The sequence below is a fragment of the Streptomyces sp. NPDC044921 genome, assembly GCF_056432865.1.
Window position 1 is genome coordinate 55,632 of the sequence record NZ_JBWKIF010000018.1, and the last position, 24,897, is coordinate 80,528.

The window sequence follows — 24,897 nt, forward strand, 5'->3', positions numbered from 1 at the left end:
GGCGTCAGTCCTGCTTGAAGCCCCGGTGCAGGGCGACGATGCCGCCGCTCAGGTCACGCCAGGCCACCCGCGACCAGCCGGCCCCGCCCAGCCGCCGCGCCAGGGCGGGCTGGTCGGGCCAGGCGCGGATGGACTCGGCGAGGTAGACGTAGGCGTCGGGGCTGGAGGAGACCGCCCGCGCGACCGGGGGCAGCGCGCGCATCAGGTACTCCGTGTACACCGTGCGGAACGGCGCCCACGTCGGGTGCGAGAACTCGCAGATCACGATCCGCCCGCCGGGCCGGGTCACCCGGTGCATCTCGCGCAGCGCGGCGTCGGTGTCCTGCACGTTGCGCAGCCCGAAGGAGATGGTGACGGCGTCGAAGCTGTCGTCCTTGAACGGCAGCCGCGTCGCGTCCCCGGCGGTGTACGGCAGCCAGGGCTGCCGCTGCTTGCCGACCTTGAGCATGCCCTGGGAGAAGTCGCAGGGGACGACGTAGGCGCCGGTGCGGGCGAAGGGCAGCGAGGAGGTGCCCGTGCCCGCCGCCAGGTCGAGGATCTTCTGCGCCGGGCGCGCGTCGACGGCCCTGGCGACCTCCTTGCGCCATCGCCGGTCCTGACCGAGGGACAGCACGTCGTTGGTCAGGTCGTACCGTTCCGCCACGTCGTCGAACATCGAGGCGACTTCGTGCGGCTGCTTGTCCAGGGATGCGCGGGTCACGGGCCCATTGTTGCAGTACGCCCGAGGCAGACGGCCCCGAGGAGGGGCTGTCGATGGCGGGCTCGGAATGCATTCCCCGCACACCAGAGCGGCTTCGTGTGCCATAAACTCGGGTTTTCATGTGAGAGGGCCATGAGAAACGACCCAGGCCGTCCCTTCCCTGAGAGTTCCCGGGAATCCCGCCGGAACGCGCCGGCCGCCGTCGTCGGCTGTCTGATCGCCCTGGCCGCCGTGGGCTGTTCGCACCAGGACGGCCCGGCTCGCGCGGCTCCCTCGGCGACGGCGGCGCCCGGCACCTCGTACGCCCCGTACGTCAGCGCCACCGAGGCCGCCGGCACCGACACGGCCGGCTCCCCCACGACGTACAACCTGGCCTTCGTCATAGCCGAGGGCGACGACTGCACCCCGCGCTGGAACGGCACCCACGCCCTCGGCGACGCGGCGGTCGCCTCGCGCGTCGCGGCGCTCAAGGAGGACGGCGCCCGCGTCCGGGTCTCCTTCGGCGGCGCCTCCGGGAAGGAACTCGCGGCGAACTGCGCCGGCGTCTCCGCACTGGCGACGGCCTACGGCAAGGCCCTGGACGCGGCCGGCGCCACCCTGGCCGACTTCGACATCGAGGGCGACGACCTGTCCGACGCCGCGTCCGTCGCGCTGCGTTCCCGGGCGATCGCGCGCCTGCAGGAGGAACGGGAGGACCTCCGGGTCTCGTTCACGCTCCCGGTGATGCCCTCCGGCCTGGACGAGGACGGCCTGGCGCTGCTCGCCTCCGCCAACGACCACGGCGTGCAGGTCTCCACCGTCAACCTCATGACGATGAACTACGGCCCCTCCTTCGGCGGCGACATGGGCGGTTACGCGCTCGCCGCCGCGAAGGCCGCGCACCCGCAGCTGAGGAAGGTCTTCGGCACGTCGGACGACGAGGCCTGGCGGGGCATGGCCCTCACCTCGATGATCGGTGTCAACGACGTCGAGGGCGAGACCTTCACGCTCGCCGACGCGGCGGAGGTCCGCGCCTTCGCCGAGGACAAGGGCATCGCCTGGGTGTCGATGTGGTCGACGGCCCGGGACCGGCAGTGCGCGGCCGGCTCCACGACCGGCCGGGCGGCGACCGACTGCAGCGGGGTGAAGCAGAGTCCGGGCGCGTTCAGCGAGGCCTTCGCGGGCTGAGCCCCGGCTTTCAGCGGGCCCGGTACACCAGCCGTCCGCCCAGCACGGTCGCCACGCACGTGACCGCGCCGCGCTCGCGCAGGGCCGCCTCGTCGGGCACGTCGAACACCGCCAGGTCGGCCCGGCCGCCGATGGTCAGCGGGCCGTGGACGGTGCCCCGCAGCTCGTGGCCCTCGGCGAACGGGTCGAGGTCGGGCCGCTCGCCGAGCAGTGTGCCGGGGGCGTTCGTGGTCCCCACGACGGTCAGCCCGGACCGGGCGACGGCCATGGCCACCAGGGGGTCCCGGAAGCGGGCGCCGGGTGAGGCGACCGCCGTGGTGCCGTACCGCAGCATCCGCTGCACACCGCGCCGTACGCTGCCCGCCCAGCGGGTCTCGCCGAGCTCGCCGAGGGCGGCCAGCCGCTCGCCCCACAGGGGCCGCTCGCCCAGTTCGCCGGCCTCGCGCGGGTCGGGGTGGTAGCACTGGCGCAGCAGCCACAGCGGGTGCCACTGGCGCAGGCCGGGCGTGAGGACACCCGGCCAGCGGCGTACCCGCGCGCCGGGCGCCTCCTCGGCGACGTCCTCGTACGGTCCGACGGCCGTGATCCGGTCGCCGTCGACCGCGACGGCTCCGTCCACGACGGGTTCGGCGTCCGCCGGCAGGACCAGCGGGGCGGCGTGGATCGTCAGCACGGCGGGGCCGGCCGGGCTCAGTTGGAGGCGAGCAGCTTCAGCTCGGGGTGAGCCGTGCCGCCCTCGATGGCCGTGGAGGAGATGTGCGAGACCACGCGGTCGTCGACGGGGTCGTTCGCCGGGTCGTCGTGCACCACCAAGTGCTCGTAGGTGGTGGACCGCTGGGCCGGGACCCGGCCCGCCTTGCGGATGAGGTCGATGATCTCCATGCGGTTCGACCGGTGCTTGGCGCCGGCCGACGAGACCACGTTCTCCTCCAGCATGATCGAGCCGAGGTCGTCGGCGCCGTAGTGCAGGGAGAGCTGGCCGACCTCCTTGCCCGTGGTCAGCCACGAGCCCTGGATGTGGGCGACGTTGTCCATGAACAGCCGCGCGACGGCGATCATCCGCAGGTACTCGAAGAGGGTCGCCTGCGTGCGGCCCTTCAGGTGGTTGTTCTCGGGCTGGTAGGTGTACGGGATGAAGGCGCGGAAGCCGCCCGTGCGGTCCTGGACGTCGCGGATCATGCGCAGGTGCTCGATGCGCTCGGCGTTGGTCTCGCCGGTGCCCATGAGCATGGTGGAGGTGGACTCCACGCCCAGGTTGTGCGCGATCTCCATGATCTCCAGCCAGCGTTCGCCGGACTCCTTCAGCGGGGCGATGGCCTTGCGGGGCCGCTCCGGCAGCAGCTCGGCGCCGGCGCCCGCGAAGGAGTCGAGACCGGCGGCGTGGATGCGCTGGATGGCCTCCTCCACGCTCACCTTGGAGATCCGGGCCATGTGCTCGACCTCGGACGCGCCCAGGCTGTGGATGACCAGCTGCGGGAATTCCCTCTTGATCGCGGCGAAGTGCTTCTCGTAGTACTCGACGCCGTAGTCCGGGTGGTGACCGCCCTGGAACATGATCTGGGTGCCGCCCAGCTCGACCGTCTCGGCGCAGCGGCGCAGGATGTCGTCGAGATCGCGCGTCCAGCCCTTGGCGGTGTCCTTGGGCGCGGCGTAGAAGGCGCAGAAGCGGCAGGCCGTGACGCAGACGTTCGTGTAGTTGATGTTGCGCTCGATGATGTACGTCGCGATGTGCTCGGTGCCCGCGTACCGGCGGCGGCGCACGGCGTCGGCGGCGGCGCCCAGGGCGTGCAGCGGGGCGTCCCGGTACAGCACGAGCGCCTCGTCCGGGGTGATCCGCCCACCGGCGGCAGCACGGTCGAGGATGGGCTGAAGGTCGGCCTTCTCGGTCACCGGGCGTCCCTTTCGTAAGGGTTGTGGACGGACCCGCCCAGCGTACGCCAGGGGCCCCGGGGGCCGGACGCCAGGCCGTGGACGAGAGGATCACCACAAGGCCCGGGCTGTTCTGGGCGTTCGCGGCCGTCGCCGTGCTCGGTGCCCTGCTCGCCGGGTACGGCCTGTTCGTGGTGTACCGGGTCGTCGGCGGTGCCGGCTGATGCGCCCGGGCCGGACGGCGTCCGCCGGTGTCAGGCCGTGTACGCGCCCGCCAGCAGGCCCAGCAGCGCGCCGGTGATCAGGAACGGGCCGAAGGGGATGGCCGTTTTGCGGGTGGCCCGGCGGGTCAGGACCAGGGCCGCGCCGTAGAGGGCGCCGAGGAGGAAGCCGGCGAAGGTGCCGAGCATCACCGTGGACCAGCCGTACCAGCCGAGGACCGCGCCCGCGCCGAGGGCGAGTTTGACGTCGCCGAAGCCCATGCCCGCCGGGTTGACGAGGAAGAGGACGAGGTAGCCGCCGCCGAGGGCCAGGGAGCCGAGGAGGGCGGTGGTCCACTCCCCCGCGTGCTCGGGGACCAGGGCGGTGAGGCCGAGCAGGACCAGGGCGGCCGCGGCGAAGGGGAGGGTGAGTGGATCGGGAAGGCGCCGGACCCGGAAGTCGACGACCGTCAGCAGCACCCCCACGGGGGCGAGCAGCAGCCAGACCGCGATCTCGGGGCGGGTGCCCGTCGCGGCGGCGAGCGCGGCGCAGACGGCGGCGGTGGCGATCACCAGGGGGGCCGCACGCGGACCGTACCCGGTCCCCTCGCAGTGCCGGCAGCAGGCCGGCCCCAGCCAGCCGCCGACCGCGTGCCCGCCGGGGCACTCCTGCCGCCACGGCTCCCCCGGGGGCGCCGAGAACCGGTAGGCCGCGCGCGGCAGCGACGCTCCCGCCGCCGCGCCCCACAGCGCGGCGGCCAGGACCAGCAGCCCGGTGCTCATCCGGCCGCGGCGATCGCGTCACGCCACGTCGGCAGCAGCTCGTCGAGCAGCGCCTCCGTGCGCGGCGGCAGCCCGCGGGCCCCGTTGCGGCCGACGAGGTCGGTGGCGAGGGCCGTCAGCCGGTCCGTGTCGCCGGTGGCGTGCGTCGCGCGCAGCAGCTCGTGCCACAGACGCTCGTCCGCGGGGGCCGTCCGCAGCGCCGCGCCGAGGGCCTCGATGGCCTTCTCCGCGCGGCCCTTCTCCATGTGGAACGCGCTCAGCGCGAGCCCGGTGTCCGCGACCAGCAGCGGCAGTTGGGCGTCGACGATCTCGTGCGTGAGCCACCGGTAGCGGCCCTCGGGCCGGTCGGCGAGCAGCGGCCCGCGCACCAGCACGAGCGCGTCGGTGAGCAGCCGCCCGCGCACGGCCCGGCTGTCGACGCCCCGGCCCTGCGTGGCCTCGTGGTACAGCGACCGCAGCACGTCCAGATCGGAGACGACGGACTTGGCGAGCGTGAGCCGCCCGCTGCCGTCGGTGCCCAGGCGGGGCGTGCCGTCGGGGTCGGTGCCGAGCCAGTCGCGCAGCCGGTCCAGCAGCGCGTCGCGCACGTCGTCGGTGACCCCGCGCGGCCACAGCGCCGAGGACAGCACCCGTGGGTGCACGCCCTCGCGGTGCAGGAGCAGCAGGGCCAGCGCCTCGTGCAGCAGGGCGCTGCGGTCCCCGTCCGGGGTGTCCAGGCCGATGATCTCGTACGGCCCGACGAGCCGGGCGTAGACGGCCGGGCGTCCCTGCTCGCTGATGTCGACCAGGAACGGCGGCCGGTGGGCCGGGTCGCCCTCGGGCCGGCGCTCCGGGTCGGCCTCGACGAACAGCTCGACGACGGCGCGCCGCTGGGCGGCGGGCAGCACCTGGGCGTCGAGCTCCAGGCCGAGGAGCGGCGCGAGCAGCTTGCCCCCGGCGGTGATCTCCATCTCCCAGGCGGCGCCGGGCAGATCGCCGGTCTCGGTGCCGACGAGGTAGCCGATGCCCAGCCGGCTCGCGTCGGCGGCGAGTTCGGCGAGCTTGACGGCGTCCTCGGCGGACGGCTGGGCGGCGAGCAGGACCAGGTGCGGCGCCCAACGGGTGTGCTGCGCGGGCCCGGTGCGCCCGGTGAGCACCGAGTCGTGCCCGGCGGCGCCGAGCGCCCCGCGCCGCTGCCGCGTCTCGGCCTCCATGGTCTCGACGAGCGCCTCGACGTCCTCCAGGTGCCGGATCCGGTTCGGGGCCAGCGGCGTGAGGTCCTCGCCGAAGCCGACGAGCGTGATGGTCATGCGGTCGGACCACCCGTTGGTGGCCAGCTCGGCGGCGACGGAGGCGAAGACGGCGGCCCGGTCGGCCTCGCGCCCGCTCAGCGACACGATGCCGGGCACGGCCTCCAGGTTGAGCAGCAGCCGCGAGTCGTCCATGGTGCCGAGGCTGACCAGCCCCGGGTAGGGCGCGGCCGTGTCGGCGTCGCCGTAGCCCTCGGCGTCGGCGCGGGCCAGCATCCAGAACGTCTGGTCCTGCCCCTGCTGCCAGGGCGCGGGCGGTTTCCCGGCGGGCTGGGCGAGCTGGAGGTGCAGGTCGCCGTTGCTGAGCCAGGCCGCGTACACCACCGGCAGCGGCCGCGCCTCCTCGGCGAGGGAGGCGGCGAGCCCCCGCAGCGACCGGTCGAGCAGCCGGACGCCCTCCGGGTCGGCGCCGACGAGCAGCGCGTCCTGGACGTCCTGCGCGTCCCCGCTCGGCGTGGGCGGCTCCATGCCGCGCCGCCCGCCGGCGGAGCCGAACGCCGACTGCCACAGCGCCTGCCGGCGGCGCCGCCCGAGGGCGCCGAGGAGGCCGGCGGCGAGGAAGGGTGCGGCCAGGAGGGCTTCGGGGAGGCCGAAGGAGCTGTCCGACTCGGCACCCGCGGCCTGCTGCCGACCGGTGTCGGGGGCGGGCCGCTGCCCGGGGGCGGACACCTGGGCGGCGCCACCGCCGGCCTGCCCGTGGCCACCGCCCAGGGCGCCGTCCCGGCCTCCCGTGGCCCCGCCGTCCCGGGCAGCGGATCCGCCGCCACCCTGGGCGTGGTCGCCGGTCCGGGCGTAGTCGGCGATCTGCTGCCGCACGTCGGGCGAGACGCCCGGCGCCTCGTCGGGCATCTCGACGAGTTCGCCGCCGCGCGCGTCGCCCGGCATCTCCATGATCCAGCCGGGCCGGATGAGGCTGGCCTCGGAGAGCTTCGACCCGTCCGGCTGCACACGGTCCTTGTTGAGCTCGAAGATCTCCTTGTAGCGGCGCCCGTCACCGAGGTGGCGTTCGGCTATCTCCCACAGCGAGTCGTGGTGACGTCCCTCGGGCGGCTGGATGCGGTAGTACTTCGTGTCGCCCTGCCGGGCGGTGGGGGCGCCGGGTCCGGCGTGGGCGGCGGCGTGCGAGGCCTGTTCGGCGAGGGCCGCCGCGGCACCGGAGGCCTGCTCCTGCTGCTGGGCGAAGAGCCCCGGCGTCGCCTGCGCCGCCGCCACGGCCGGCTTCTGGTGGGCGTCGTACCCCTGCCCGAGCTGCGACAGACCGGGCGTGAGGCCGGCCGCGGTGGCACCGACGAGCAGCAGCGCGGCGACGAGCTGCCGCGCCAGCAACTGGCTGGGCCCGGCCCCCGGCACCCGCCCCGGCACGCCGACGCCCGACAGCGCGGCCTTCATCTCCACGAGCACGCAGGCGGTGAACTGCGCCCACGCCAGCCACACGATGACGGTGAGGATGTTCAGGAACGTGTGGACGGTGATCTCTCGCTGCAGCCAGTCCAGGCTCGGCACGCCGTTCGGCAGCGGCCATCCGATCCGCGTGGCGAGCGCGAGGGGCACGCCGACGAGGAGCACGGCCAGCGCGACGAAGGCGAGGAAGGCCTTGACGAAGTCCCCGAACGACCGCCGCCGGATCCGCACCGGCTGCGGCGTCCGGTTCCTCGGGGCCGTCGTTCCCGTCGTGTCTCCCGTCGGGCTTGACGAGCTTGGGGTGCGGCGTCGCGGCATGGCGGGTGTCCTGGGGTCGGGTGTGGAGGGCGGTGAGGCCGGGCTGGGGGGTGTGGGTGTGCTGAGCCTACAGAGATCTTATGGACCGATCCTTGGGAGGCACATCAGGGCCGGGATACGGTGCTGGGCGACCGGGTGCAGGACGTACTGGACGTGGGGGGACTGCCGTATGGGCCAGGGCAAGAGCGATCTCGCGCTCCCGCTGACCGAGTTGGAGGGGTTCGGGCGGCGACTGCGTTCCCTCAAGACCCGGTTGAATCACACCAAGAAGCTTTTCGAGTCCTACCAGGACGACATCGGCGACGGCAGCGTCAATGACGCGCTCGGCGATTTCGAATCCAACTGGGAGGACGGGCGCGAGGACATCACGCAGCAGCTCGACGCGTTGGCGAGCATGTCCGACGCCGTGGTGCGCGAGTTCAAGAAACTCGACGACGAACTCACCAAGAAGGTGAACGACGCCATGAAGACGGAGGACAAGCGGAAAACCAAGTAGCCGTTGTCCACGAGGTTGCGAAAAAGGCCCCGGTTTTGAACAACCGGGGCCTTCGTCGTACGCGCGTCGCGTGGTTCAGGAAGCGACGGCGGCGTTGAGGTGCAGGTCCGCCGCGATGCCCTGCGGGGAGACCGCGAGGCCCGCGCCACCACCGACACCGGCGGTCAGGCCCGCGGCCGTGGTCTCGACGTAGAGACCGGCAGCGGCGCCGGCACCCGCGGCGACACCCGCCTGGCCGCCGGCGATGCCGTCCAGCTCGGCGTCGGACATCTGGGCGGTCGCGATCTGCGGGGTGAAGGCCATGGGAGGCTGTTCCCTTCGTTCTGAAGAATTCGACGTGCTCGAGCGCGACCGATCAAAGCACGCGGGGAGAACGGACGGCCACTCTGCGCTGATGGGGCTGCGGTGCGTTCCGGGGTGCGTATTCATGTGTGTGGTTGTTCGGTCACGGCCCGGGCCGTTCCCTTCACAGTTCCGCCCGATCGCGGTGCACGCAGGTGACGTACGGCGGGAGAAACAGCCCGGGTTCCGTCCCCGCCGGGGTTTTCCGCGGCCTGGAGGTGAACGGTGTGCAGATCCCTCGAAGGTTCCGGCCGGGTCTCAGCCGACCTGGTTCTCCGCCACCGCCTGCCCGCGCACGGTCACGTCGCCGCCGTAGAACATGCCGGTGAAGACCGGGGAGTACGTGAGCTGCACCTCGACCTCGACCGCGTCGGCGTTCGCCGCCACGCAGTGGGTCGCCGCGATGTCCGCGCCCGTCAGGTCCATCTCGCGGGCGAAGGCCTTCACGCGGGCGTCGCAGTTCGCGAAGTTGATGGGGGCAGGGCCGCCCTCGTTCTCGTAGAGGGCCTCGCGGTCGATGTCCTGGGCGGCGTAGCGGGCGGCCTGTTCGGCGATGTCGGCGGCGCGTTCCCGCTTGGAGATGGACAGGCCGCCGTCGATGACGAACGCGGAGAGGGAGAGGAAGACCAGCGCGAAGATGATGACCGCGCCGGCGCCCGAGCCGCGGTCGTCCAGATGCCTCCGGCGCGCGGCCCCCCAGGACCGCGCGGCCCGCGGAAGGTGTCTCACGCCGACCTCCGGAACGGGTCGAGCGGGGAGCTGAAGCTGGCCGACAGCCGCGTGGGGACGTCCAGTCCGAGCATGGCCAGGCCCCGCACCTGGCAGCTCACCTCGACGGTGAAGAGGGTGTCCGGCTCGAAACCCTGGCTCGTCTGGACGACCGTGACCGGGCCCGAGCAGACGTCCGCCAGGTTGGCCTCCGCGGCCTTCTTCGCCTCGGCCATGGCCAGGGCGTGGTTCTTCTGGATCGAGCCCGCGCGGGCCGCGTCCCGGGCGGCGCCGTCCAGGGCTCCGCGGCCCTCCACGAGCTGGCCGAAGGCCACCAGGACCAGGATGAACAGGATCATCACCGGTGCCAGGATCACGACCTCGACGGTGGACAGGCCGCTGTCGTCGGCCTGCCGGCGGGTCCCCGGCAGGGAAGGAAGGCCGGGCATCAGTTCCCCTCCTCCTGGACGAACCGCTCCACCGGTCCCACCGACTGGGCGTGCACCGTCAGATCGAGCCCCGGGAAGACCGTGGGGACGCGTGCCTCGATCTCCACACCCACGGTGTTCTGCTCCGGCTGGAGCATCGTCACGTCCGGCGAGAGGACCAGCTGCGGTCCCAGCTGCCGGATGTAGCGGTCGACCACGTCCCGTGCCTCGCCCCGCCACGCGCCCGGCTGTTCGTCGGCCGTGGCGCGCGCCTTGCGCGCGCCCGCCTGGGCCGCCGCCTGGGCCACGTGGTCCGCGAAGAAGTACAGGGCGAACTGCACGGTCGCGAAGATCATGAAGAACAGCACCGGGGTGAGCAGCACGAACTCGATCGCGGTCATGCCCGAGTCGCCGCCGGCGGCCGCCCGTCCCCGTGCGGCCTCCACCCTGCGGCGTATCCGTCTGCCCAGCGCTGCCGGCATCCCCGTGATCCCCGTGCTCCCCGTCGTCCCCGAGAACGTCAGCAGGTCTTGCCCGCGTCCGCGCCCTTGATGCAGTCGCCGACCTTGTTGGCGCCCTCGCTCAGCGCGGCGTTGATGATGGCGGCCACGACACCGACGATCGCCACGACGACCGCCGAGATGATGACCCACTCGACCGCGGAGGCACCGCGGTCCAGCTCGCCGGAGCGGGCCCGCTCGGTGCGGGCCCGGAGGAAGGTGACCAGGAAGTCCACGGCGGGGATGCCGGTGTGGAAGGTACGTCCGTTCATGACGTCTTGTCCTTTCGAGATCCGTTCGGGAGGTTCTTCAGTTGGGAGGCCGGCTCACTGCACCTGGAACACCCGCATCGCCGCCGGAAAGATCAGGAACACCAGGAACCCGGCGCACAGCAGCAGCTGTGCCACGAGCATCGACTGGGACTTCTCGCCCGCGCTGCCCTCGATCTCGGCGAGCTCGCGGTGGCGCATGGTCTCGGCACGGGAGGCGAGGGACTCGCGCACCTTCGCACCGTCGTCCGCGACCAGGGCCAGGGAGGCGGAGAGGTCCTTGAGCTCCTCCACACCGATCTCCTCACCGAGCCGGCCGAGCGCCTGCCACTGGCTGACACCGGTGATGCGGGCGTCGGACAGGGCGTTCCTGATGCGCTGGTTGGCCCAGCCGTCGGAGACCTCGGCCGCCGCCATCAGGGCCTCGGGCAGACCGCGTCCGCCGGCCAGGCTCATCGACACCAGGTCGAGGTACGCGCCGATCACGCGTCGCAGGTCGCGCCGCTTCTCGGCGGCGTCCCGCCGCACCTCCAGGTCGGGCAGGAAGAAGAAGACCACCGCGCACAGCAGCGCCAGCCACACCGGGACGATGGGGCTGGTGCCCACGCCCAGGGTCCAGACGACGGCGAAGAGGAACGGGCCGAAGAACAGGCCCGCCACCCCCAGCAGCACCTTGGTCGCCAGGAACTTCTCCCAGCTGCGCTCCAGGACGGCGAGGTCCGCGCGCAGCGAGCGCTGCTCCCAGCCCTGCTGGAGGTAGAACTCGCTGACCCGCAGGCCCACTTCGGCCCGCAGCCCGCCCAGCCGGCCCTGCTCGCGCGCCACCCGCGCCGATTCGTACGCCGAACCGCGCGCCCGCATCGCGTCGATCCGCGCGACCTGCGAGAGCGCGCTGCGCTTGCCGGGCATGAGGGCGCGGACGAGGGCGTAGAGGCCGAGGCCGATGACGGCGCCGACGACGAGCGGCATCGTGAGGTTCACCGGCGTGCCCCTTCTTCCTGCGGCAGCTGCTGGTGCGGCTGCGACTGCTGCGACGGTGTCCTGGGCCGGACGAACTGGACGCCCGCCTGGTCGCGGACCAGGAACCGCTCGGGCGTCTCGATGGTGGACAGCTTGCGCAGCCACCAGAACCCGAGCGCGAACAGGCCGCAGACGCAGGCGAGGACGAGCTGGCCGACCGCCGTGCCGTACGGCTCCACGAAGTCGCGGTTGAAGATGGACAGGCCGAGGACGAAGGCGATGGAGACCGCGACGACGATCTGCACCGAGCGGCGGGTCGAGGCGCGCTGGGCCATGACCCGCTGGCGCATGTCGACCTCCTCGCGGGCCGACTTGGCCAGGGCGCCCAGTACCTGGCGCAGACCGGGGCCGCGCAGACGGGCGTTGAGGATCAGGGCCGCGACGATGATGTCGGCGGAGGCGTCGTCGATCTCGTCGGCGAGCTGCTGCAGCGCCTCGGGCAGCGGGGTGCGGGCGCGCAGCCGGTCGACGAGGGCGTCGAGGTGCGGGCGCAGGACGGGGGCGGCGGCGCGGGCTGAGGCCGGGATGGCCTGCTCCAGGCCGACCGCGCCGGCGATGGTGTCGCGCAGGGACTCCGTCCAGGAGGCCAGGGCCTCGACGCGGCGCATGGCGGCCCGCTCCTCGCCGGCGCCGCCGAAGAGGCGGTCCCAGAAGAAGACGAGGACACCGGCCGCGATGCCGGCGACCGCCCAGCGGGTCAGCAGCAGCACGACGAGGCCGGCGATCGCGGCGAGGGAGCCGCGCTGCCCGGCGAAGCGGATCAGTTCGCCCGCCCGCTGGGCGGCCTTCTGCTTCTCGTGGTCGGGCTTGACGGGCAGTCCGCGCACGGCGACGAGCAGCAGGGCGAGGCCGCCGCCGACGGCGACGCCGCTGCCGATCGAGTACAGGACCTCGGTGGAGAACAGGCCGCCCATGGAGCCCAGCGGGCCGAGCGCGGCGAGGGTCGTCGTGGTCACCCCCGGCTCACCCCCAGGTCCCGGTCGGCCGGTAGCCGTGTGCCATCAGTTCCTCCAGGCAGGCAAGGGGGGCGTGCGGCACGACCCGGCCGTCGGGAGCCTCCGCGAACACCTCGCTGGACAGGACGCGCCCGTCGACGCCGTTGACCTCGCGGACGGAGGTGACCATGCGCTGGAGGCGGCCGCCGTTGCCGAAGTTGTTGCGCCGCTGGATGAAGACGACGAAGTTCACGGCACCGGCGATCAGCATCTGGCTGGCCTCGATGGGCAGCCGCTCGGAGGCCTGCAGCGCGTAGGTGGAGATGCGGTTGAACACCTCGCTGGAGCTGTTGGCGTGGATCGTGGACAGCGAGCCGTCGTTGCCCTGGGACATCGCGTTGAGCATGGTGACGATCTCGTCGCCGAGGACCTCGCCGACGATGACGCGGGAGGGGTTCATGCGCAGCGACCGGCGCACCAGCTCCGCCATCGAGATGGCGCCCTGTCCTTCGGAGTTGGGCAGGCGCTCCTCGAAGGCGACGACGTTGGGGTGCAGGTCGGGGAAGGTGTCGAGGCCGAGCTCCAGGGCCCGTTCGACGGTGATGAGCCGCTCGTGCGGCGGGATCTCGTTGGCGAGGGCGCGCAGCAGGGTGGTCTTGCCGGCGTTGGTGGCGCCGGCGATCATGATGTTCTTGCGGGCGCGGACCGCGCAGGCCAGGAAGTGGGCGACCTCGGGCGTGAGCGTGCCGTTGCCGACGAGGTCGGAGATGAACACCTTGCCCATGCGGGCACGGCGGATGGAGAGCGCCGGGCGCCGGGCCACGTCCATCACGGCCGACAGGCGCGACCCGTCGGGCAGCCGCAGGTCGAGCTGCGGGTTGGCCGAGTCGAAGGGACGGGAGGACAGGCCCGAGTAGGCGCCGAGGACCTGGATGAGCTCGATGAGCTCCTCGTCGGTCTCGGCGACCGGGTCGCCCTTCACCTCGCGGCCGTCGGCGTACCCGACGAAGACCTGGTCGCAGCCGTTGATGTCGATGTTCTCGACCTCGGGGTCGTCCAGCAGCGGCTGGAGCCGGCCGACGCCGAACAGGGCGGCGTGCACGGCGGCCGCGTACTGCTCCTCGGTCTCGGCGTCCAGCGGCGTACGGCCCGCGTTGATCTCGGCGCGCGCGTACTCCTCCAGGATCTGGGCTATGACGGCGCGGGCGTACTGCCGTTCGTCCTCCGTGGACATCGGCGTGACGTTGTTGAGCTGGTCCTGCCTGCGCTGTTCGGCGATGCGGTCGCCGGCGTCCTGGCGGAACCGCTTGACCAACTGGTGGTCGACAGCGGTCATGTGCCGGCCCCCGCGTGGCCCTGGGTCCGGCCCGGCTGCTGGTGCGGCACGTGCGGGGCCTGCTGGGCGTGGTTGCCCTGGTGCGCGTGGTGGGCCTGCTGGGCGTGGTGAACCTGCTCGGGCTGCTGGGCCTGCGGGGCGTGGTTGCCCTGCTGGATGTGGTTGCCCTGCTGGGCGTGCGGGGCCTGCGGGGCCTGGTTCGCCTGTGCGGAGGCGGCCCAGGCGGCGCCGTACTGCTGGTTGATGTCGGCGGCGACCTTGCGGGCCGAGCGGATCAGCAGCGACTTGTCGAGACGGCCGCGCCTGCGGCCGGCCAGCTGGTCGGCTCCGGCGGGGTCGTCGGCAATGGTGCCGACCACGCGGGCGCCGGTCTGGGCGTGCACCAGCATGTCGTTGACCTGCGAGGCGAGCTTGCCGGCCGTGCCGGTGTCGGCGACCAGGACCACGCCGATGACCGGGTTGGCGAGGGAGGCGGCGCCGCGCGGCCCGCCGTGCAGCTTGCCCGCGAGGGCGGCGGCCCGGTCGCGCACCCGCGCGAGGGACTCCGGCTCGGTGCGGGAGAGCAGCAGCACCAGCGAGGCGTGCGGGAACAGTTCGACGGCCGGGGTGTCGCCGCTGATGCGTCCGCAGTCCGCGATGACGTCGGCGGCGGCGTGCGGGGAGTCGGCGAGGGAGGCGAAGGCGTGCCCGAGGGTGGGCCACAACCCGGCGAGACCCGCGGCCTGTTCGGCGATCCCGAGCCCGACGAGCACCTCCAGCCCTCCGCTCAGCGGCTGGACGTGGTCCCACAGCTGGTCCGGCACCAGCCCGCGCCGCGCGGTCGCGGCGATGGAGAGCATGCCGGTGTTGGGGTTGAGCGGCCCGCCGTGCGCGGCCGCGCTGCGGTAGACGAGGTCACCGCCCGCCGGGTCCGTCTCGGCGAGCAGGACGCGCCGCGGCCAGACCGCCGCGAGGGCGACGGCCGCGGTGGTGACGCCGGGGGAACCCTTGTCGGCGGCGAGAGCGATGAGCGCCATGGGGTGGGTGCCGCCTTCTAGTTGCCGGGGACGTGCACGATGGCGACCTCGCCCGCGGCCGCCGCGGAGGCGAGCGCTGCCGCGTCGGCCTGGTCGACGAGGAGGGTGAGCGAGAGGTTGCCCGTGCTCACGGTGGCGTCGTCGTTCTCCACGACGGTGTTGACGCGCGCCTCGTCGACGAGGGCACCGGCAGAGGACGAGGAGGAGCTGCCGCCCGCACCGGAGTTGCCGCCGGAGTTGTTCGAGCCGGAGCCCGTCGTGCCGACGCGGTAGGCGGTAACGGTGTCACCGGGCTTGATGTCGGAGGGGTAGTGGCCTTCCTTCAGCGCGAGACCGACGGAGGCCTTGCCTGCGGGCAGGTCGGCCTTCTTCGCGAACATCTCACCGACGGCGATGGTGCCCGGGTAGATGGTGGACTTCGCCTTGTACGTCTTGATGGTGTCGAGCTGCGTCCACTCGATGTAGTGGATGCTGTCGTCCTTGGCGACCATGACGGAGGTCACGTCACTGTCCTTGAGGGATTCCCCGGCCTGGATCTCCTTCTTCACCTTGACGACCTCGATCCGGTCCCCGGCCTGGAGCACGAGCATCGTCGCGCCCAGCGCGCCCACGAGGATGAGGAGCACGGCGAGCGCGGCCAGTGCCGGTTTGCGCTCGCGAGGCGGTGTGGGAAGCCGGTCACCGACCGGTGGCTGAGCCGGAGCGGCGGCACGACCGGCGCCCGCCCCCGTACGCTCTTGGATCTTCACGCAACCGCTCCCCGTACACCCAAGAAGTTATCTACAAAATGGGACACTCAGCACTTCTCGGCCCCCTCGAACGGTGCCTGAGCTGGCCGAATAGCCAGCGCCGAAGCGAGTGTCAAGCCATGGCACCGTATCAGCCGCACATAAGCCCCTCAAGGCGCGTCCGGGCTCATGAATCCCGGGGTGCGGCCCGTTATCCCTTTGCAACGCCCGCCCCGTCGCACGCGGCCGGAACCGGCCCCGTGCCGCACCGGCACCTGTGCGCCAGCGAATCCGGGAGAAGCCCAACCCCGGTGCTCGCGGGCCGGGTTGGTCACGTGCCGACCATCACGTCTGCACGATTCACTCACGAAGTCGGGATCGCCTCGTCACGGTCAGCCACCTGCCCAGACGCGGGACCGGCCGAGGCGGTGAACGCCCTGACGACGCTGGCCGGTTGGGCCGACGGACCGACGGGGCACCGTCGACCTGTAGCACTCGCGAAGCCCTGAGTAGAGTGCCGCGCGGACAGCGATCGGACCGCGGGGGGCTCACCGGTGGAAGCAGTGTCGTCGAACCACGTGCACGCAGGGCTGACAACGGCGAGGAGAGGCGGCCGCGGCCACGTCCTGCGCCTGCTCCTGGCCCTGTTCGCACTGGCGGCTCTCTTCGCGACCGCCACACCCGCCCGGGCCGAGACTGCCGAACCGCCCACCCAGGCGGCCTACCTCGCCGACCGTCTCCGGGAGAACCCGGTGTACGTCACGGACCAACTGCCGCGTGCCGTCCCGCGCTCCACGGCGCCCGACTTCGCGCGGCTCGCCCAGAGGACCGGCGTCCCGACCTACGTCCTGGTGCTGCCCGCCGAGGCCGTACGGGACGGCAAGGCGCTGCTCGGCGCGGTCCACGACCGGCTGGGGCGGGACGGGCTGTACGTGCTCGTCGACGACCACGCGGTGACGGACGCCACGGCCTATGGCGTACGCGCTCCGGCCGACGACGCCTGGACCGCCCAGCTCTACGAACTCCCCTACGACGCGGGCCCCCTGCTGAGCTTCGAGCGGTTCACGGAGGTCGTCGCCCAAGGCCCGGAGAAGGCCTCCGCCCGGGCGGAGGCGGCGCGTGAGAAGTACGGGGACGACGAGCCCGACCCCATGTACATCGGTCAGGCCGACCGCCGCAACCAGTCGTTCCTCACCGGGATCCTGCTCACGGGCGTACCCCTGCTGATCCTGCTGCTGGCGGCGTACGGGCGCCGAGCGCGCCGCCGCTCCGCGGGCTCCGCCCGGAAGGCGGACCGCGCGGCACGCCGGATGCAGTCCGCGCTGCCCGCCGTCGCCGTCGTCGCCTCGGCCGCCCTCGCCGCCGTCGCGGTCGCCCTCACCGCCACCGCCGTCTTCGACCAGACCGCCTCCAGCGGGACCAAGCCGCCCACCCCGGCCGAGATGTCCGCCCGGGCCGAACGCGTCGCCGCGGGCCTGCGCCAGGACCCCGTCTACACCGACCCGGAGAGCCCGCGCGTCCTCGACGCCCGCCGGCTCGACCGCCTGCACCAGCGGATCGAGGCCTTCCGGCGCTCCGACGGCGGCGGCCCGGTGTACGTCGCGCTCGTGCCGCAGACGTCCGAGAACGAGTCGGCCGGTGACACGGAGCTGTTCGCGGCGGCGGTGCACGTCAGGCTCGGCCGGGCCGGGGTGTACGTCGTCGCGGACCCGGGCGACGGCACGATCGACGCGTTCAACCACGGCCTGCGGCTGGACGGCGACCGCCTGCTCTTCGGCCTGCCGGACGGCATCACGCTCGGCGACCGCAGGGCGGACGACCACGACGACCACCTCCTCGGTGAACGCCTCGACGCGCTGATGACCTTCCTCGACCGGACGCCGCGCACGGACCGGCCGGTGGAGGGCCCCTCCCCCGCGCCGGCCCCGAGCCCCGCCGAGGACGACGCCCTGCCCCCGCTGTTCGCCACCGACTTCTGGCCGGGGCTGGTGGTGGGCGCCTTCGCGGCCCTGCTGCTGTCCGCCGTGTCGGCCGGGGTCACGGCGCTCGTGCTGCGCCGGATGCGCCCGGCGACGGAAGCGGCCCCCCACCTGCCCCTCACGGCACCCACGCAACCGTCGGCGTCCTGGCTGCGGCGCACCGCGTACGCCGAGATCAGCGCGTTCCTCCGGGAGTTCACCGAGCGCGACGAGCAACCCCTCGCCCGGGACCGCCTCGACGCCGCGCTGCTCCTCCTCGACGGTGACCCCGGCCGGGCCCGCCGGCCGGGGACGGACCCGGCGACCCTGGTCGCCATGATCGTGCTGGCCCGGGCCGGCCGCGCCGCGCTGACCGGCCAGGACGAGGACCTGTGCTGCGGCGTCAACCCCCTGCACGGGGCGGGCGTACGGCTCTCCCACGTCCGGGTCAGCGCCGAGAACACCAGCCGGCGCCTGCTGCCCGTCTGCGAACTGTGCCGCGACACCGCCATCGTCGATCCCCTCGGCACCCCGGCCCGCCTGCTGCGACTGCCCGCCCCGGCCGGTGGCGGCCGTCTCCCCTACTACGACGCCACCGACGGCCCGCTGTCCGCCGTGCCCAGGGGAATCGCCCGGCTCGTCGACAAGGTGAGGGAGACCGCGAGTGTCCACTGACGTCCGGCACGTGCTCACCGCTCGCGCGGCGCTGCCGCTGACGTCCCTCGCCGCCACACCGGCCCGCGCCGTCACACCGGCCCGCGCGGCAGGCGGCTTTGACGGCATCGGCGGCCCGGCCAGCCCTGCCCGCCCTTTCAGCCCCGCCAGCCGCGCCAGTCCCCGCCAGTCCCGCGAGCCCCGCATGCCCCTCCAGCCCCGGTCAACGCATCGCGCAAGCCCTGCGCGGCTCGCCCGTCCGCGTCGACGACGCCTACGCCGCTGCCGTACCGCCCGCGCCACAACGGCAGTTGACGGACCGGATCCGAGGCACCGGCCTGCGCGTCAAGATCGTTTCTCCAGGTTGCGGCGGAGAGGAGCGCGTGGGCGGCGACGGGGTATGGGGCGCTGATGCCGGTGCCGGACGGGCTGGGCCGGGCCCGTTGACGCCCTCATGGACGGAATCGGCTGGGGGTGCCGAAGAGCCCCATACCTACCGGCTTGCCCCTGATCACTCGGTTGTTCGCACTGGTGAAACCGAAAACCCCACCGGTACCGTCAGTGCTCGTACTGCACTTCTGTTCTTTCACGGGGAGCCACTGTGAAGCGCCGCACCTTGCCCGTTGCCGCCGCACTGACAGCGACAGCGGCACTGCTGTTGACGGCCTGCGGCAGCGGGGACGACAAGCCGGCCGGCAACGACAAGATCGCAGGAGCGGACCAGGGGGCGGAGACACCGACGAAGTCCGCCGAGCCGCCAGCGGCCGAGGCCGGCGACAAGCCGGACGGTGTGGACGTGTCCCTGCCGAAGGACATGAACCTCGTCTTCGACTGGAAGAGGCCGAAGGACGAGAACGAGGCGGCTGCGATGGATGACGCGGCGAACTTCGTCCGGGCAATCTACCGGGGCGTCGACAAGCGCACGTCGAATGACGCAGCCGTGACCGCTTACTCCACGGGCGACGGACTGCACTACGCGAAGACTCAGATCGACGGCCGGATCGACGGCGGCTGGACGGCCGTCGGCACGCGGCGCCACTACCAGGCCACCACGCGCTCGGCCCCGAACGGCAAGTCGGTCGAAGTCGCCTTCTGCGTGGATTCGAGCAAGTTCTACGGCAAAGAGGTCAAGACAGGGAAGGTCTTGACGAGCAAGCCCAGCATCTCAGACTTCGACTACTTCAAGATCGTGATGGTCAAGTTCCCCACGAGTGACAACCTCTGGCAGGCCTCCAAGGTTTTCGTGGAGACCAAGGTGGCGAAATGCCAGTGAATGGGGCGCCACGCACCGCCCTTCGAGTGAGCGCGCTCGCCCTGACGTTGGCCTTCGGCACTCTCAGTCTGACGGGACTGGCCCACGCGGGGGAGCCGATGCCGAACGACGAGGGCGGCAGCACAGAACAAGAAGGCGGCGGAGACAAGACGGGAATCTACGCCGCTGCCCGCATCCAGTACTCCGGATCCGTCACCAAGGACGGCAGCACCGGGAACGTGGCGTCCACGGACGTCAACTGGTCGCCTCCGCCCTGCTGGTACGCCCCGTACCTGGGCGCCAAGGACTTCAAGAAGAAGATGTCCGAGGACCTCGATCGCCAGCTGAACACACCCGGCATGGGCGGGACCGCGGCTTCTGCGCTGGGCCAGACCAAGCGGCACTACGAGGACGGGTTCGGCTGGGACGGAAGCCCCGGCTACAAGGACTACAACATCGAGAACGACGGCAAAGGCATGTTCTGGGCCGGCGTCGAGAACCCCAACGAACCGGACTACCTCAAGCGCACCTCGTGCACCGACCTGCCCTTCTGGGTCGAGAACGGCGAGGCGCCACCGGCCCGGTACGAAGAAGCCATCAAACCCGAGATACTCGCCGCCCTCGCATACCAGCACATGGAACTGCCCGACACGAAGGTCACACTCGCGCCCGAGGCGGAAACCAAGGTAAACCTGCCGACGTGGGCCTGGCTGGACAAGACCGTCTTCGACGAGGTCCAGGCCACAGCGGCCATCAACGTCCCCGGCTTCAACATCCAGGCCACCACCACCGCCAAGCCGGTCTCCCTCAAACTGCAACCGGGCACCGAGGACGCCGAGACCTACCCCGCCTCCGGCGAGTGCGTCATCAACGCCGACGGCTCCATCGGCGAGCCCTACGCCAAGGGCAAGGCCGATCAGACCCCGCCGTGCGGCCTCAAGTACCTCCGCTCCTCCGGTAACAGCACCTTCAAGCTCCAGGCCACCATCACCTGGGACATCGCCTGGACAGGCACCGGCGGCACCGGCGACGACCTCCCGAACGGCACGTTCGGCAACGAACAGGCCGTCACGGTCCAGGAGATTCAAGCCATCAACCGCTGACGGCCGCAAAGCAGCAGTACACACGGGGGAGGATCATTCATGAGCGACTCGGACCTGACGGTCGACTATGAGTTCCTCGCGGATTGCGAGCGCAAGCTCGGACAGCTCAAGAAGACCTTCGAGGATATCGAGAACCGACGCGACGACATGGACAAGCACTGGGGATCCAGTGTGATGGCCGAGGTGATGAAGGACTTCGTCGACAACTGGGACGACTACCGCACCCGGCTCGTCGAATCGCTCGAATCGGTCGGCAAGCTCGTCGCCGGCACCAAGACGACAGCTCATGTCAGATGGCACCCTCTGGAGCTCCGACCTCGGCGCCCCGCTCCACATCGACACAGATGCCGACCCGCGCCTCTGGGGCTATCTCCATCTCCAGATCGACAGACGAACCTTCAAGGAATGGCTGGACCAGCACCTGATCGGTCTGGCCGCTTTTCACAACATCGAACTCACCCGCAAGCTCCGATGCTTCCACAAGAACTTCTACGAGCAGACGATCGTCATCCTGCGGGACAAGCTCCAAGCCGACGAGGCGTTCATCTACCACCCCGTTCCCCTCACCTACATGCCCCTGGTGGTGCACGCCACCCGCATCCACTGCGAAGCCCCTGACGCGTCCTCGTGTGAGGGGTTCAGTGCGCCGACCGTGCCTCACCAGGACATCCCCGAGTGGCAGCAACGCACCGGCAGCATTCCTTTCGCCTCTCCGCATCTGGGCGAGGACGGCATCAGGGTCACCCGCTCCTACCCGGCGGACAGCACCATCATGATGACGTCGGTGACCTATCACTGGCACACCCCGCCAGGCGTCCCCGACGTGAGCCTCCGCGGGCATCACGACGACCCCGAAGTGCTGGCTGCGGCCATGGAGGCCCTGGACGACTTCGCACGGACGCTCCGACTTCCCGGCAGGGCCCATTAACCGGCGTCCCCTGATAGCGCGCCGCTAGCGCGGATCGCAACTTCGCTCGCTCCCGCGCAGTCGGGCGGTAACCGGGAGCTTCACGCTAACGAACGAACACCTCACCACTATCGCCGGTGCTCTACTGCACTTCTGTCTTTCCGATGAGCCAGTGTGAAGCGCCGCACCTTGCCCGTCCTCGCCACGCTGTCAGCGACGGCGGCACTCCGGATGACGGCTGCGCAGCGGGGACGACAAGTCGAGCGGCTAGCACTGACCACCCTGGACAGATGTCATCTTCGACGTCGTAGGTGGGCTGCTCGTCTTGGGCGGTCTCCGGCCCGCCGCGAAGCTCGCCAGCGGCGCCAAGGCCACTGTGGGGGCCGCTCAGTCGGCTCGGACCGTCGGCCTGAGCAGAGGACTCACGGGCGTCAAAGCCATCACGGACGACGTGGGGGCTCTGATGTCCAAGATGCCGCAGGGACCGGATGGCAGGCACGAGTTGCCGAAACCGCCCGCACGGGGCTCGGTATCGGCCCCGACCGGCGGCTCGAACTGACTCAGGCCGGCATTATCGGCTGATTCCCGCACTACTTCTGGATTTTCACCCAAGCACCCCCGCTAGGCGGATCGCCCGCCTTAACTCACCCGAGATCTCGCCATGGGTGGCGGCTTCTTCCTGCCTTCTCTGATCTCGGCTTCTGGCCGGGGCATCATCGCTGCCCCGGTGTGGGCCCTCTTCGTCGGCATCTCCCACGCGGTGGAGGCGATGCGGCAGCGCCATGACCACCACTGAGCACCGCCCGGCCCCGAGCGGCTTCAATCTGGTGCCGTCGCCTGGCTAGGACACGTTTCCGCTCGGATTCGGACAGCGCTCCCGGCCCGGATCCCGCTTTCCGCGACACCCTCGTGGAGCTGTTCGAGCCGTCACGAGCACCTTCCGCTGGAGTTACCGTCGTTCACCGTCATGTCCTATCAGGCAGGTCTTCTCGCGACGCGCTCAAAAATCCACCGTCACCGTCTGCGCGATGCTGTCCACTGCTGCTTCCATATCTTCAGAGATTCCGGGCACTGTCCACGACCCCAACACCATGACGGCGCTCTTGGCTCCGGTCGGCAGGATCCCGTACGTCAGTGTCTCCATCAGCACGCCGGGTCCGGAAATTGAGGCCGACGCGGCGTCGAGATCCTGACGGATGCGCACGGCACGGCCGACCGGTAGATCCGCACACGAGATCTGCGGCGGGCCGAAATCGTCGGCGCTGAAGGTCTCAGCCAGCCAGTCCAGCGTGATACGGGGAACCGTCTCGTCGGGGTGAATTAGATCGACTTCCAGAATCGCCAGAGCCGAGTCGAAGCCGTCGGGAAAGAAGGCAAACGCATAGAAGGGCTCTCGGCTGCGACAGTCCTCGGCCCGAGCCAGCAGCTCCTTCCTCAGCGTTCGTCTATCCAGTTCGTATCCCGCGGCTTTACTGCGGTCACGCAAGTCCGCTGCGGCCCTCTTGGCCCAGCTCTTGACGTCGTCCGACGGCTCGACCGGAATAGGCACCCAGTCCGTCGGTACGACGATGCCGCAGGCACTGATGTCACTCACTGCCATCACCGCCCACCCACGCCAATGAGGCGGCTACAGCGTCGAAAAGCTCAACCATCGCGTCTGCAATCTGCACCAAGGGCGTCGAAAAGGTCAGAAGCAGCCATGCGTCGGCTGCCGGGATTGGCAGTTGGTAGTCGAGGGTGACCGCCGGAAGAGTCTCGTCAGGCGCACCCGGCATGTTGGGAGGAGCTTGGCGGTCGGACTGTCCCGTTGATCTGCGAGTGCGCACGGCAGGACCCGAAGACAATTCGACGACGGACACTTCCAGGTCCTCGTCTACGGAGAGGCGGACAGCGATGTCCTGCGCTGTGAGCTGCCCATCACTCTTCGGCGGCAGCAATGTGATGAGCAAAGAAGCCGGGATGGTCAGGGCGCCGGCCTTCTGCAGGCTCAAGTAGAGCTCGATGCCACCGTCCTGGAACGCTGCGGTCGCTTGGGCCAAGAGGCTGTCTCGCAACTGCTGCTTGATGTGGGGCGCGTTGTCCACTCCCTCGAACTGTCGGTTGATCAACGCGTCGACCGAGCGCTCACGGAGCTCCGGCTCGATGCGCACCCGGAACCACCCCTCCGGCAGAAGCAGCCGGTAATCAGTCGGCGAAGCGACGCTGCCAGTACCACCAGAGGTGTTCACGGGTGCTCCGGTTCGGTCGGCTGCACTCATACGTGTACCTCTGCCTTCTCGATCACTTTGTCATACGAGAGACGACTGACAAGCCAGGTCGCCACCGCCGGAACCAAAGCCACGGCGATGGTCAGCGCGGAGAGCAGACCCGCCACGAACGCCGGCAACTCTTCGCTGAAAAGTCCGGCGAGCAGCACTGCGCTGAAGAGCGGAAGCGCGAGAAGTTCGTTCCTGCCGATGACGGAGCGGTGCCAATCAGTCTCTCGGCGGGCTTCCTTCCCGCCCATAGGCGACATCTTGCGGACATCTGCGCTGAGCGCGTGTCCGTGCCACCATTCGCTGGTGTTCTTCGCCTGGCGCAGTTTCTCATCCGCCACAGGAACCTCCAGCGCCGCTTGCAGTTGGTCCCATCGATCGTGTCCGTGCTGTCCCGCGAACCAGTGCTTCCAAGGCAGCAGTGCACGGGCTTCGCCTCTACCGTCCCGGAATTCCACCGCAAGCGGCTCCCCCGTCGCAGGAACGACGAGTCGCGCCAATCGCGTTACACCGTGCATACCGGACCTTCCGAGCCAGCGCTCCTCCCCCACGGTATTGGTTAGGACCACGTCGTCGGGAAGCACACGTACGGAGGCCGTTCGCAAGAACCGTCGCGTCGCAACGCCTGCCGGCGAGGGACTGAACACCAGGGCGCCGGCGAACGCATCGGTCGTCCTGTTCCGCCACCACGCGGTGACGCGCACGGCGCTATCCGATGCAGGGATCAAGAGGAGAGCGCAGGCAGCGACAGGCAGGGCCCACGTCAGATCAGCGGCGAAAGCGGTGACGAGAGCGACGAACCACCCGAACATGCCGAGCCCTCGTACCCAGCTGTGCCAGCGGGGCAGGTCGGGATGGACAGCGCGATCCGGTTGGCTTCCAGCTCTGCCTTCCCGAGCTTCCACACGGTCGCTGGGCTGTGAGCCCTCCTCGAGCGCTAGCCCGAGGTTTGCGACAAGGTCCCTGAGTCCGGTTCGGTCCAGACACTTCGAAGGCTCCAGGTCCATGGCCCCGACCACACCAGCCTCTGGCAACCATGCTGCGAGCGGTACCTGCAGGAGGTCCCGCTCCCCTTCCCCCACGAAAGTCAGTACGCCCCAGCGTTTGGCGGGGCGCTTCTGCACCGTTTCCCAGAGATCACCAGGCGGATGGAAGACTGCGCGGCGAATACCATCGACACCGACCATGTACCGGCGTTCCCCATGCCGAGCATCCCGCACTACCAGGCTGCGCCCTTCGGCATAGAGACGGGCCCGACGCACA

At 71.0% G+C, this 24,897-nt stretch carries 26 protein-coding genes and 1 pseudogene; 8 read left to right on the forward strand and 19 right to left on the reverse strand.

The features are described 5' to 3' along the window. Window positions 1-4: 4 nt before the first annotated feature. Complete coding sequence (locus AC07DA_RS26040) at window positions 5-700, reverse strand: demethylmenaquinone methyltransferase (RefSeq protein ID WP_479130610.1); 696 nt, start codon at window positions 698-700, stop codon at window positions 5-7. 132 nt (window positions 701-832) lie between these two features. On the opposite strand from AC07DA_RS26040, the gene AC07DA_RS26045 reads away from it, so the two are divergent. Next, entirely contained in the window at window positions 833-1,867 is a 1,035-nt protein-coding gene (locus tag AC07DA_RS26045) for a chitinase (RefSeq protein WP_479130611.1), read from the forward strand. 10 nt (window positions 1,868-1,877) lie between these two features. Here AC07DA_RS26045 and AC07DA_RS26050 read toward each other — a convergent pair whose 3' ends face one another. Continuing rightward, complete coding sequence (locus AC07DA_RS26050; protein ID WP_479130612.1) at window positions 1,878-2,540, reverse strand: imidazolonepropionase-like domain-containing protein; 663 nt, start codon at window positions 2,538-2,540, stop codon at window positions 1,878-1,880. Window positions 2,541-2,557: 17 nt separating this feature from the next. Continuing rightward, on the reverse strand, window positions 2,558-3,757 hold the full coding sequence (gene mqnC, locus AC07DA_RS26055; RefSeq protein WP_479130613.1) for a cyclic dehypoxanthinyl futalosine synthase: 1,200 nt from the start codon (window positions 3,755-3,757) through the stop codon (window positions 2,558-2,560). A 77-nt stretch (window positions 3,758-3,834) separates the two neighbouring features. On the opposite strand from mqnC, the gene AC07DA_RS26060 reads away from it, so the two are divergent. Continuing rightward, entirely contained in the window at window positions 3,835-3,960 is a 126-nt protein-coding gene (locus AC07DA_RS26060; RefSeq protein WP_479130614.1) for a hypothetical protein, read from the forward strand. 30 nt (window positions 3,961-3,990) lie between these two features. Here the strand turns inward: AC07DA_RS26060 and AC07DA_RS26065 are convergent, their stop codons facing one another. Together AC07DA_RS26065 and AC07DA_RS26070 are read right to left on the reverse strand one after the other, a co-directional pair. After that, the gene (locus AC07DA_RS26065) at window positions 3,991-4,719 is read right to left on the reverse strand and encodes a prepilin peptidase (RefSeq protein ID WP_479130615.1); all 729 of its coding nucleotides are present in this window, start codon (window positions 4,717-4,719) and stop codon (window positions 3,991-3,993) included. Continuing rightward, window positions 4,716-7,727 (reverse strand): BTAD domain-containing putative transcriptional regulator, encoded by a 3,012-nt coding sequence (locus AC07DA_RS26070; protein ID WP_479130616.1) that lies wholly within the window; start codon window positions 7,725-7,727, stop codon window positions 4,716-4,718. The genes AC07DA_RS26065 and AC07DA_RS26070 overlap by 4 nt, the downstream gene beginning before the upstream one ends. Window positions 7,728-7,896: 169 nt before the next feature. Here AC07DA_RS26070 and AC07DA_RS26075 point away from each other — a divergent pair, with 169 nt between their 5' ends. Continuing rightward, window positions 7,897-8,223 (forward strand): hypothetical protein, encoded by a 327-nt coding sequence (locus AC07DA_RS26075; protein WP_479130617.1) that lies wholly within the window; start codon window positions 7,897-7,899, stop codon window positions 8,221-8,223. 75 nt (window positions 8,224-8,298) lie between these two features. Here the strand turns inward: AC07DA_RS26075 and AC07DA_RS26080 are convergent, their stop codons facing one another. From AC07DA_RS26080 to AC07DA_RS26125, 10 genes and pseudogenes are all read right to left on the reverse strand, one after another. Beyond that, on the reverse strand, window positions 8,299-8,526 hold the full coding sequence (locus tag AC07DA_RS26080) for a hypothetical protein (RefSeq protein WP_479130618.1): 228 nt from the start codon (window positions 8,524-8,526) through the stop codon (window positions 8,299-8,301). A 297-nt stretch (window positions 8,527-8,823) separates the two neighbouring features. Further along, the gene (locus AC07DA_RS26085; RefSeq protein ID WP_479130619.1) at window positions 8,824-9,294 is read right to left on the reverse strand and encodes a TadE/TadG family type IV pilus assembly protein; all 471 of its coding nucleotides are present in this window, start codon (window positions 9,292-9,294) and stop codon (window positions 8,824-8,826) included. Continuing rightward, window positions 9,291-9,722, reverse strand: a complete 432-nt coding sequence (locus AC07DA_RS26090; RefSeq protein ID WP_479130620.1) for a TadE/TadG family type IV pilus assembly protein — start codon at window positions 9,720-9,722, stop codon at window positions 9,291-9,293. The genes AC07DA_RS26085 and AC07DA_RS26090 overlap by 4 nt, the downstream gene beginning before the upstream one ends. Next, a complete protein-coding gene (locus AC07DA_RS26095) occupies window positions 9,722-10,183 on the reverse strand; it encodes a TadE family protein (RefSeq protein WP_479130621.1) in 462 nt (153 codons plus the stop codon). The genes AC07DA_RS26090 and AC07DA_RS26095 overlap by 1 nt, the downstream gene beginning before the upstream one ends. Before the next feature lie 38 nt (window positions 10,184-10,221). After that, window positions 10,222-10,473, reverse strand: a complete 252-nt coding sequence (locus AC07DA_RS26100; protein ID WP_283973369.1) for a hypothetical protein — start codon at window positions 10,471-10,473, stop codon at window positions 10,222-10,224. A 54-nt stretch (window positions 10,474-10,527) separates the two neighbouring features. After that, the gene (locus AC07DA_RS26105) at window positions 10,528-11,451 is read right to left on the reverse strand and encodes a type II secretion system F family protein (RefSeq protein WP_479130622.1); all 924 of its coding nucleotides are present in this window, start codon (window positions 11,449-11,451) and stop codon (window positions 10,528-10,530) included. After that, on the reverse strand, window positions 11,448-12,404 hold the full coding sequence (locus AC07DA_RS26110) for a type II secretion system F family protein (RefSeq protein ID WP_479130723.1): 957 nt from the start codon (window positions 12,402-12,404) through the stop codon (window positions 11,448-11,450). The genes AC07DA_RS26105 and AC07DA_RS26110 overlap by 4 nt, the downstream gene beginning before the upstream one ends. 49 nt (window positions 12,405-12,453) lie before the next feature. Beyond that, complete coding sequence (locus AC07DA_RS26115; protein WP_479130623.1) at window positions 12,454-13,761, reverse strand: CpaF family protein; 1,308 nt, start codon at window positions 13,759-13,761, stop codon at window positions 12,454-12,456. 185 nt (window positions 13,762-13,946) lie between these two features. After that, window positions 13,947-14,777: pseudogene (locus AC07DA_RS26120) on the reverse strand (hypothetical protein); the annotation flags it as partial. A gap of 17 nt (window positions 14,778-14,794) precedes the next feature. Further along, on the reverse strand, window positions 14,795-15,526 hold the full coding sequence (locus tag AC07DA_RS26125) for a hypothetical protein (protein WP_479130624.1): 732 nt from the start codon (window positions 15,524-15,526) through the stop codon (window positions 14,795-14,797). Between the two features lie 557 nt (window positions 15,527-16,083). On the opposite strand from AC07DA_RS26125, the gene AC07DA_RS26130 reads away from it, so the two are divergent. From AC07DA_RS26130 to AC07DA_RS26140, 3 genes are all read left to right on the forward strand, one after another. Continuing rightward, window positions 16,084-18,138: a hypothetical protein gene (locus AC07DA_RS26130; RefSeq protein WP_479130625.1), complete on the forward strand. Its 2,055-nt coding sequence runs from the start codon at window positions 16,084-16,086 to the stop codon at window positions 18,136-18,138. Between the two features lie 580 nt (window positions 18,139-18,718). Further along, the gene (locus AC07DA_RS26135) at window positions 18,719-19,390 is read left to right on the forward strand and encodes a hypothetical protein (protein ID WP_479130626.1); all 672 of its coding nucleotides are present in this window, start codon (window positions 18,719-18,721) and stop codon (window positions 19,388-19,390) included. Then, a complete protein-coding gene (locus tag AC07DA_RS26140) occupies window positions 19,381-20,472 on the forward strand; it encodes a hypothetical protein (protein ID WP_479130627.1) in 1,092 nt (363 codons plus the stop codon). The genes AC07DA_RS26135 and AC07DA_RS26140 overlap by 10 nt, the downstream gene beginning before the upstream one ends. A gap of 33 nt (window positions 20,473-20,505) precedes the next feature. Here AC07DA_RS26140 and AC07DA_RS26145 read toward each other — a convergent pair whose 3' ends face one another. Continuing rightward, complete coding sequence (locus AC07DA_RS26145; RefSeq protein ID WP_479130628.1) at window positions 20,506-20,760, reverse strand: hypothetical protein; 255 nt, start codon at window positions 20,758-20,760, stop codon at window positions 20,506-20,508. On the opposite strand from AC07DA_RS26145, the gene AC07DA_RS26150 reads away from it, so the two are divergent. Further along, window positions 20,759-21,400, forward strand: a complete 642-nt coding sequence (locus AC07DA_RS26150; RefSeq protein WP_479130629.1) for a hypothetical protein — start codon at window positions 20,759-20,761, stop codon at window positions 21,398-21,400. The genes AC07DA_RS26145 and AC07DA_RS26150 overlap by 2 nt on opposite strands. A gap of 640 nt (window positions 21,401-22,040) precedes the next feature. After that, on the forward strand, window positions 22,041-22,175 hold the full coding sequence (locus tag AC07DA_RS26155; RefSeq protein WP_479130630.1) for a hypothetical protein: 135 nt from the start codon (window positions 22,041-22,043) through the stop codon (window positions 22,173-22,175). Between the two features lie 204 nt (window positions 22,176-22,379). Here AC07DA_RS26155 and AC07DA_RS26160 read toward each other — a convergent pair whose 3' ends face one another. The 3 genes from AC07DA_RS26160 to AC07DA_RS26170 are packed head-to-tail and all read right to left on the reverse strand — an operon-like array spanning window position 22,380 to window position 24,821. Continuing rightward, entirely contained in the window at window positions 22,380-22,973 is a 594-nt protein-coding gene (locus tag AC07DA_RS26160; RefSeq protein ID WP_479130631.1) for a hypothetical protein, read from the reverse strand. Further along, a complete protein-coding gene (locus AC07DA_RS26165; protein ID WP_479130633.1) occupies window positions 22,966-23,637 on the reverse strand; it encodes a hypothetical protein in 672 nt (223 codons plus the stop codon). The genes AC07DA_RS26160 and AC07DA_RS26165 overlap by 8 nt, the downstream gene beginning before the upstream one ends. After that, the gene (locus tag AC07DA_RS26170) at window positions 23,634-24,821 is read right to left on the reverse strand and encodes a hypothetical protein (protein WP_479130634.1); all 1,188 of its coding nucleotides are present in this window, start codon (window positions 24,819-24,821) and stop codon (window positions 23,634-23,636) included. Before AC07DA_RS26170 ends, AC07DA_RS26165 begins: the two co-directional genes overlap by 4 nt. Window positions 24,822-24,897 lie beyond the last annotated feature (76 nt).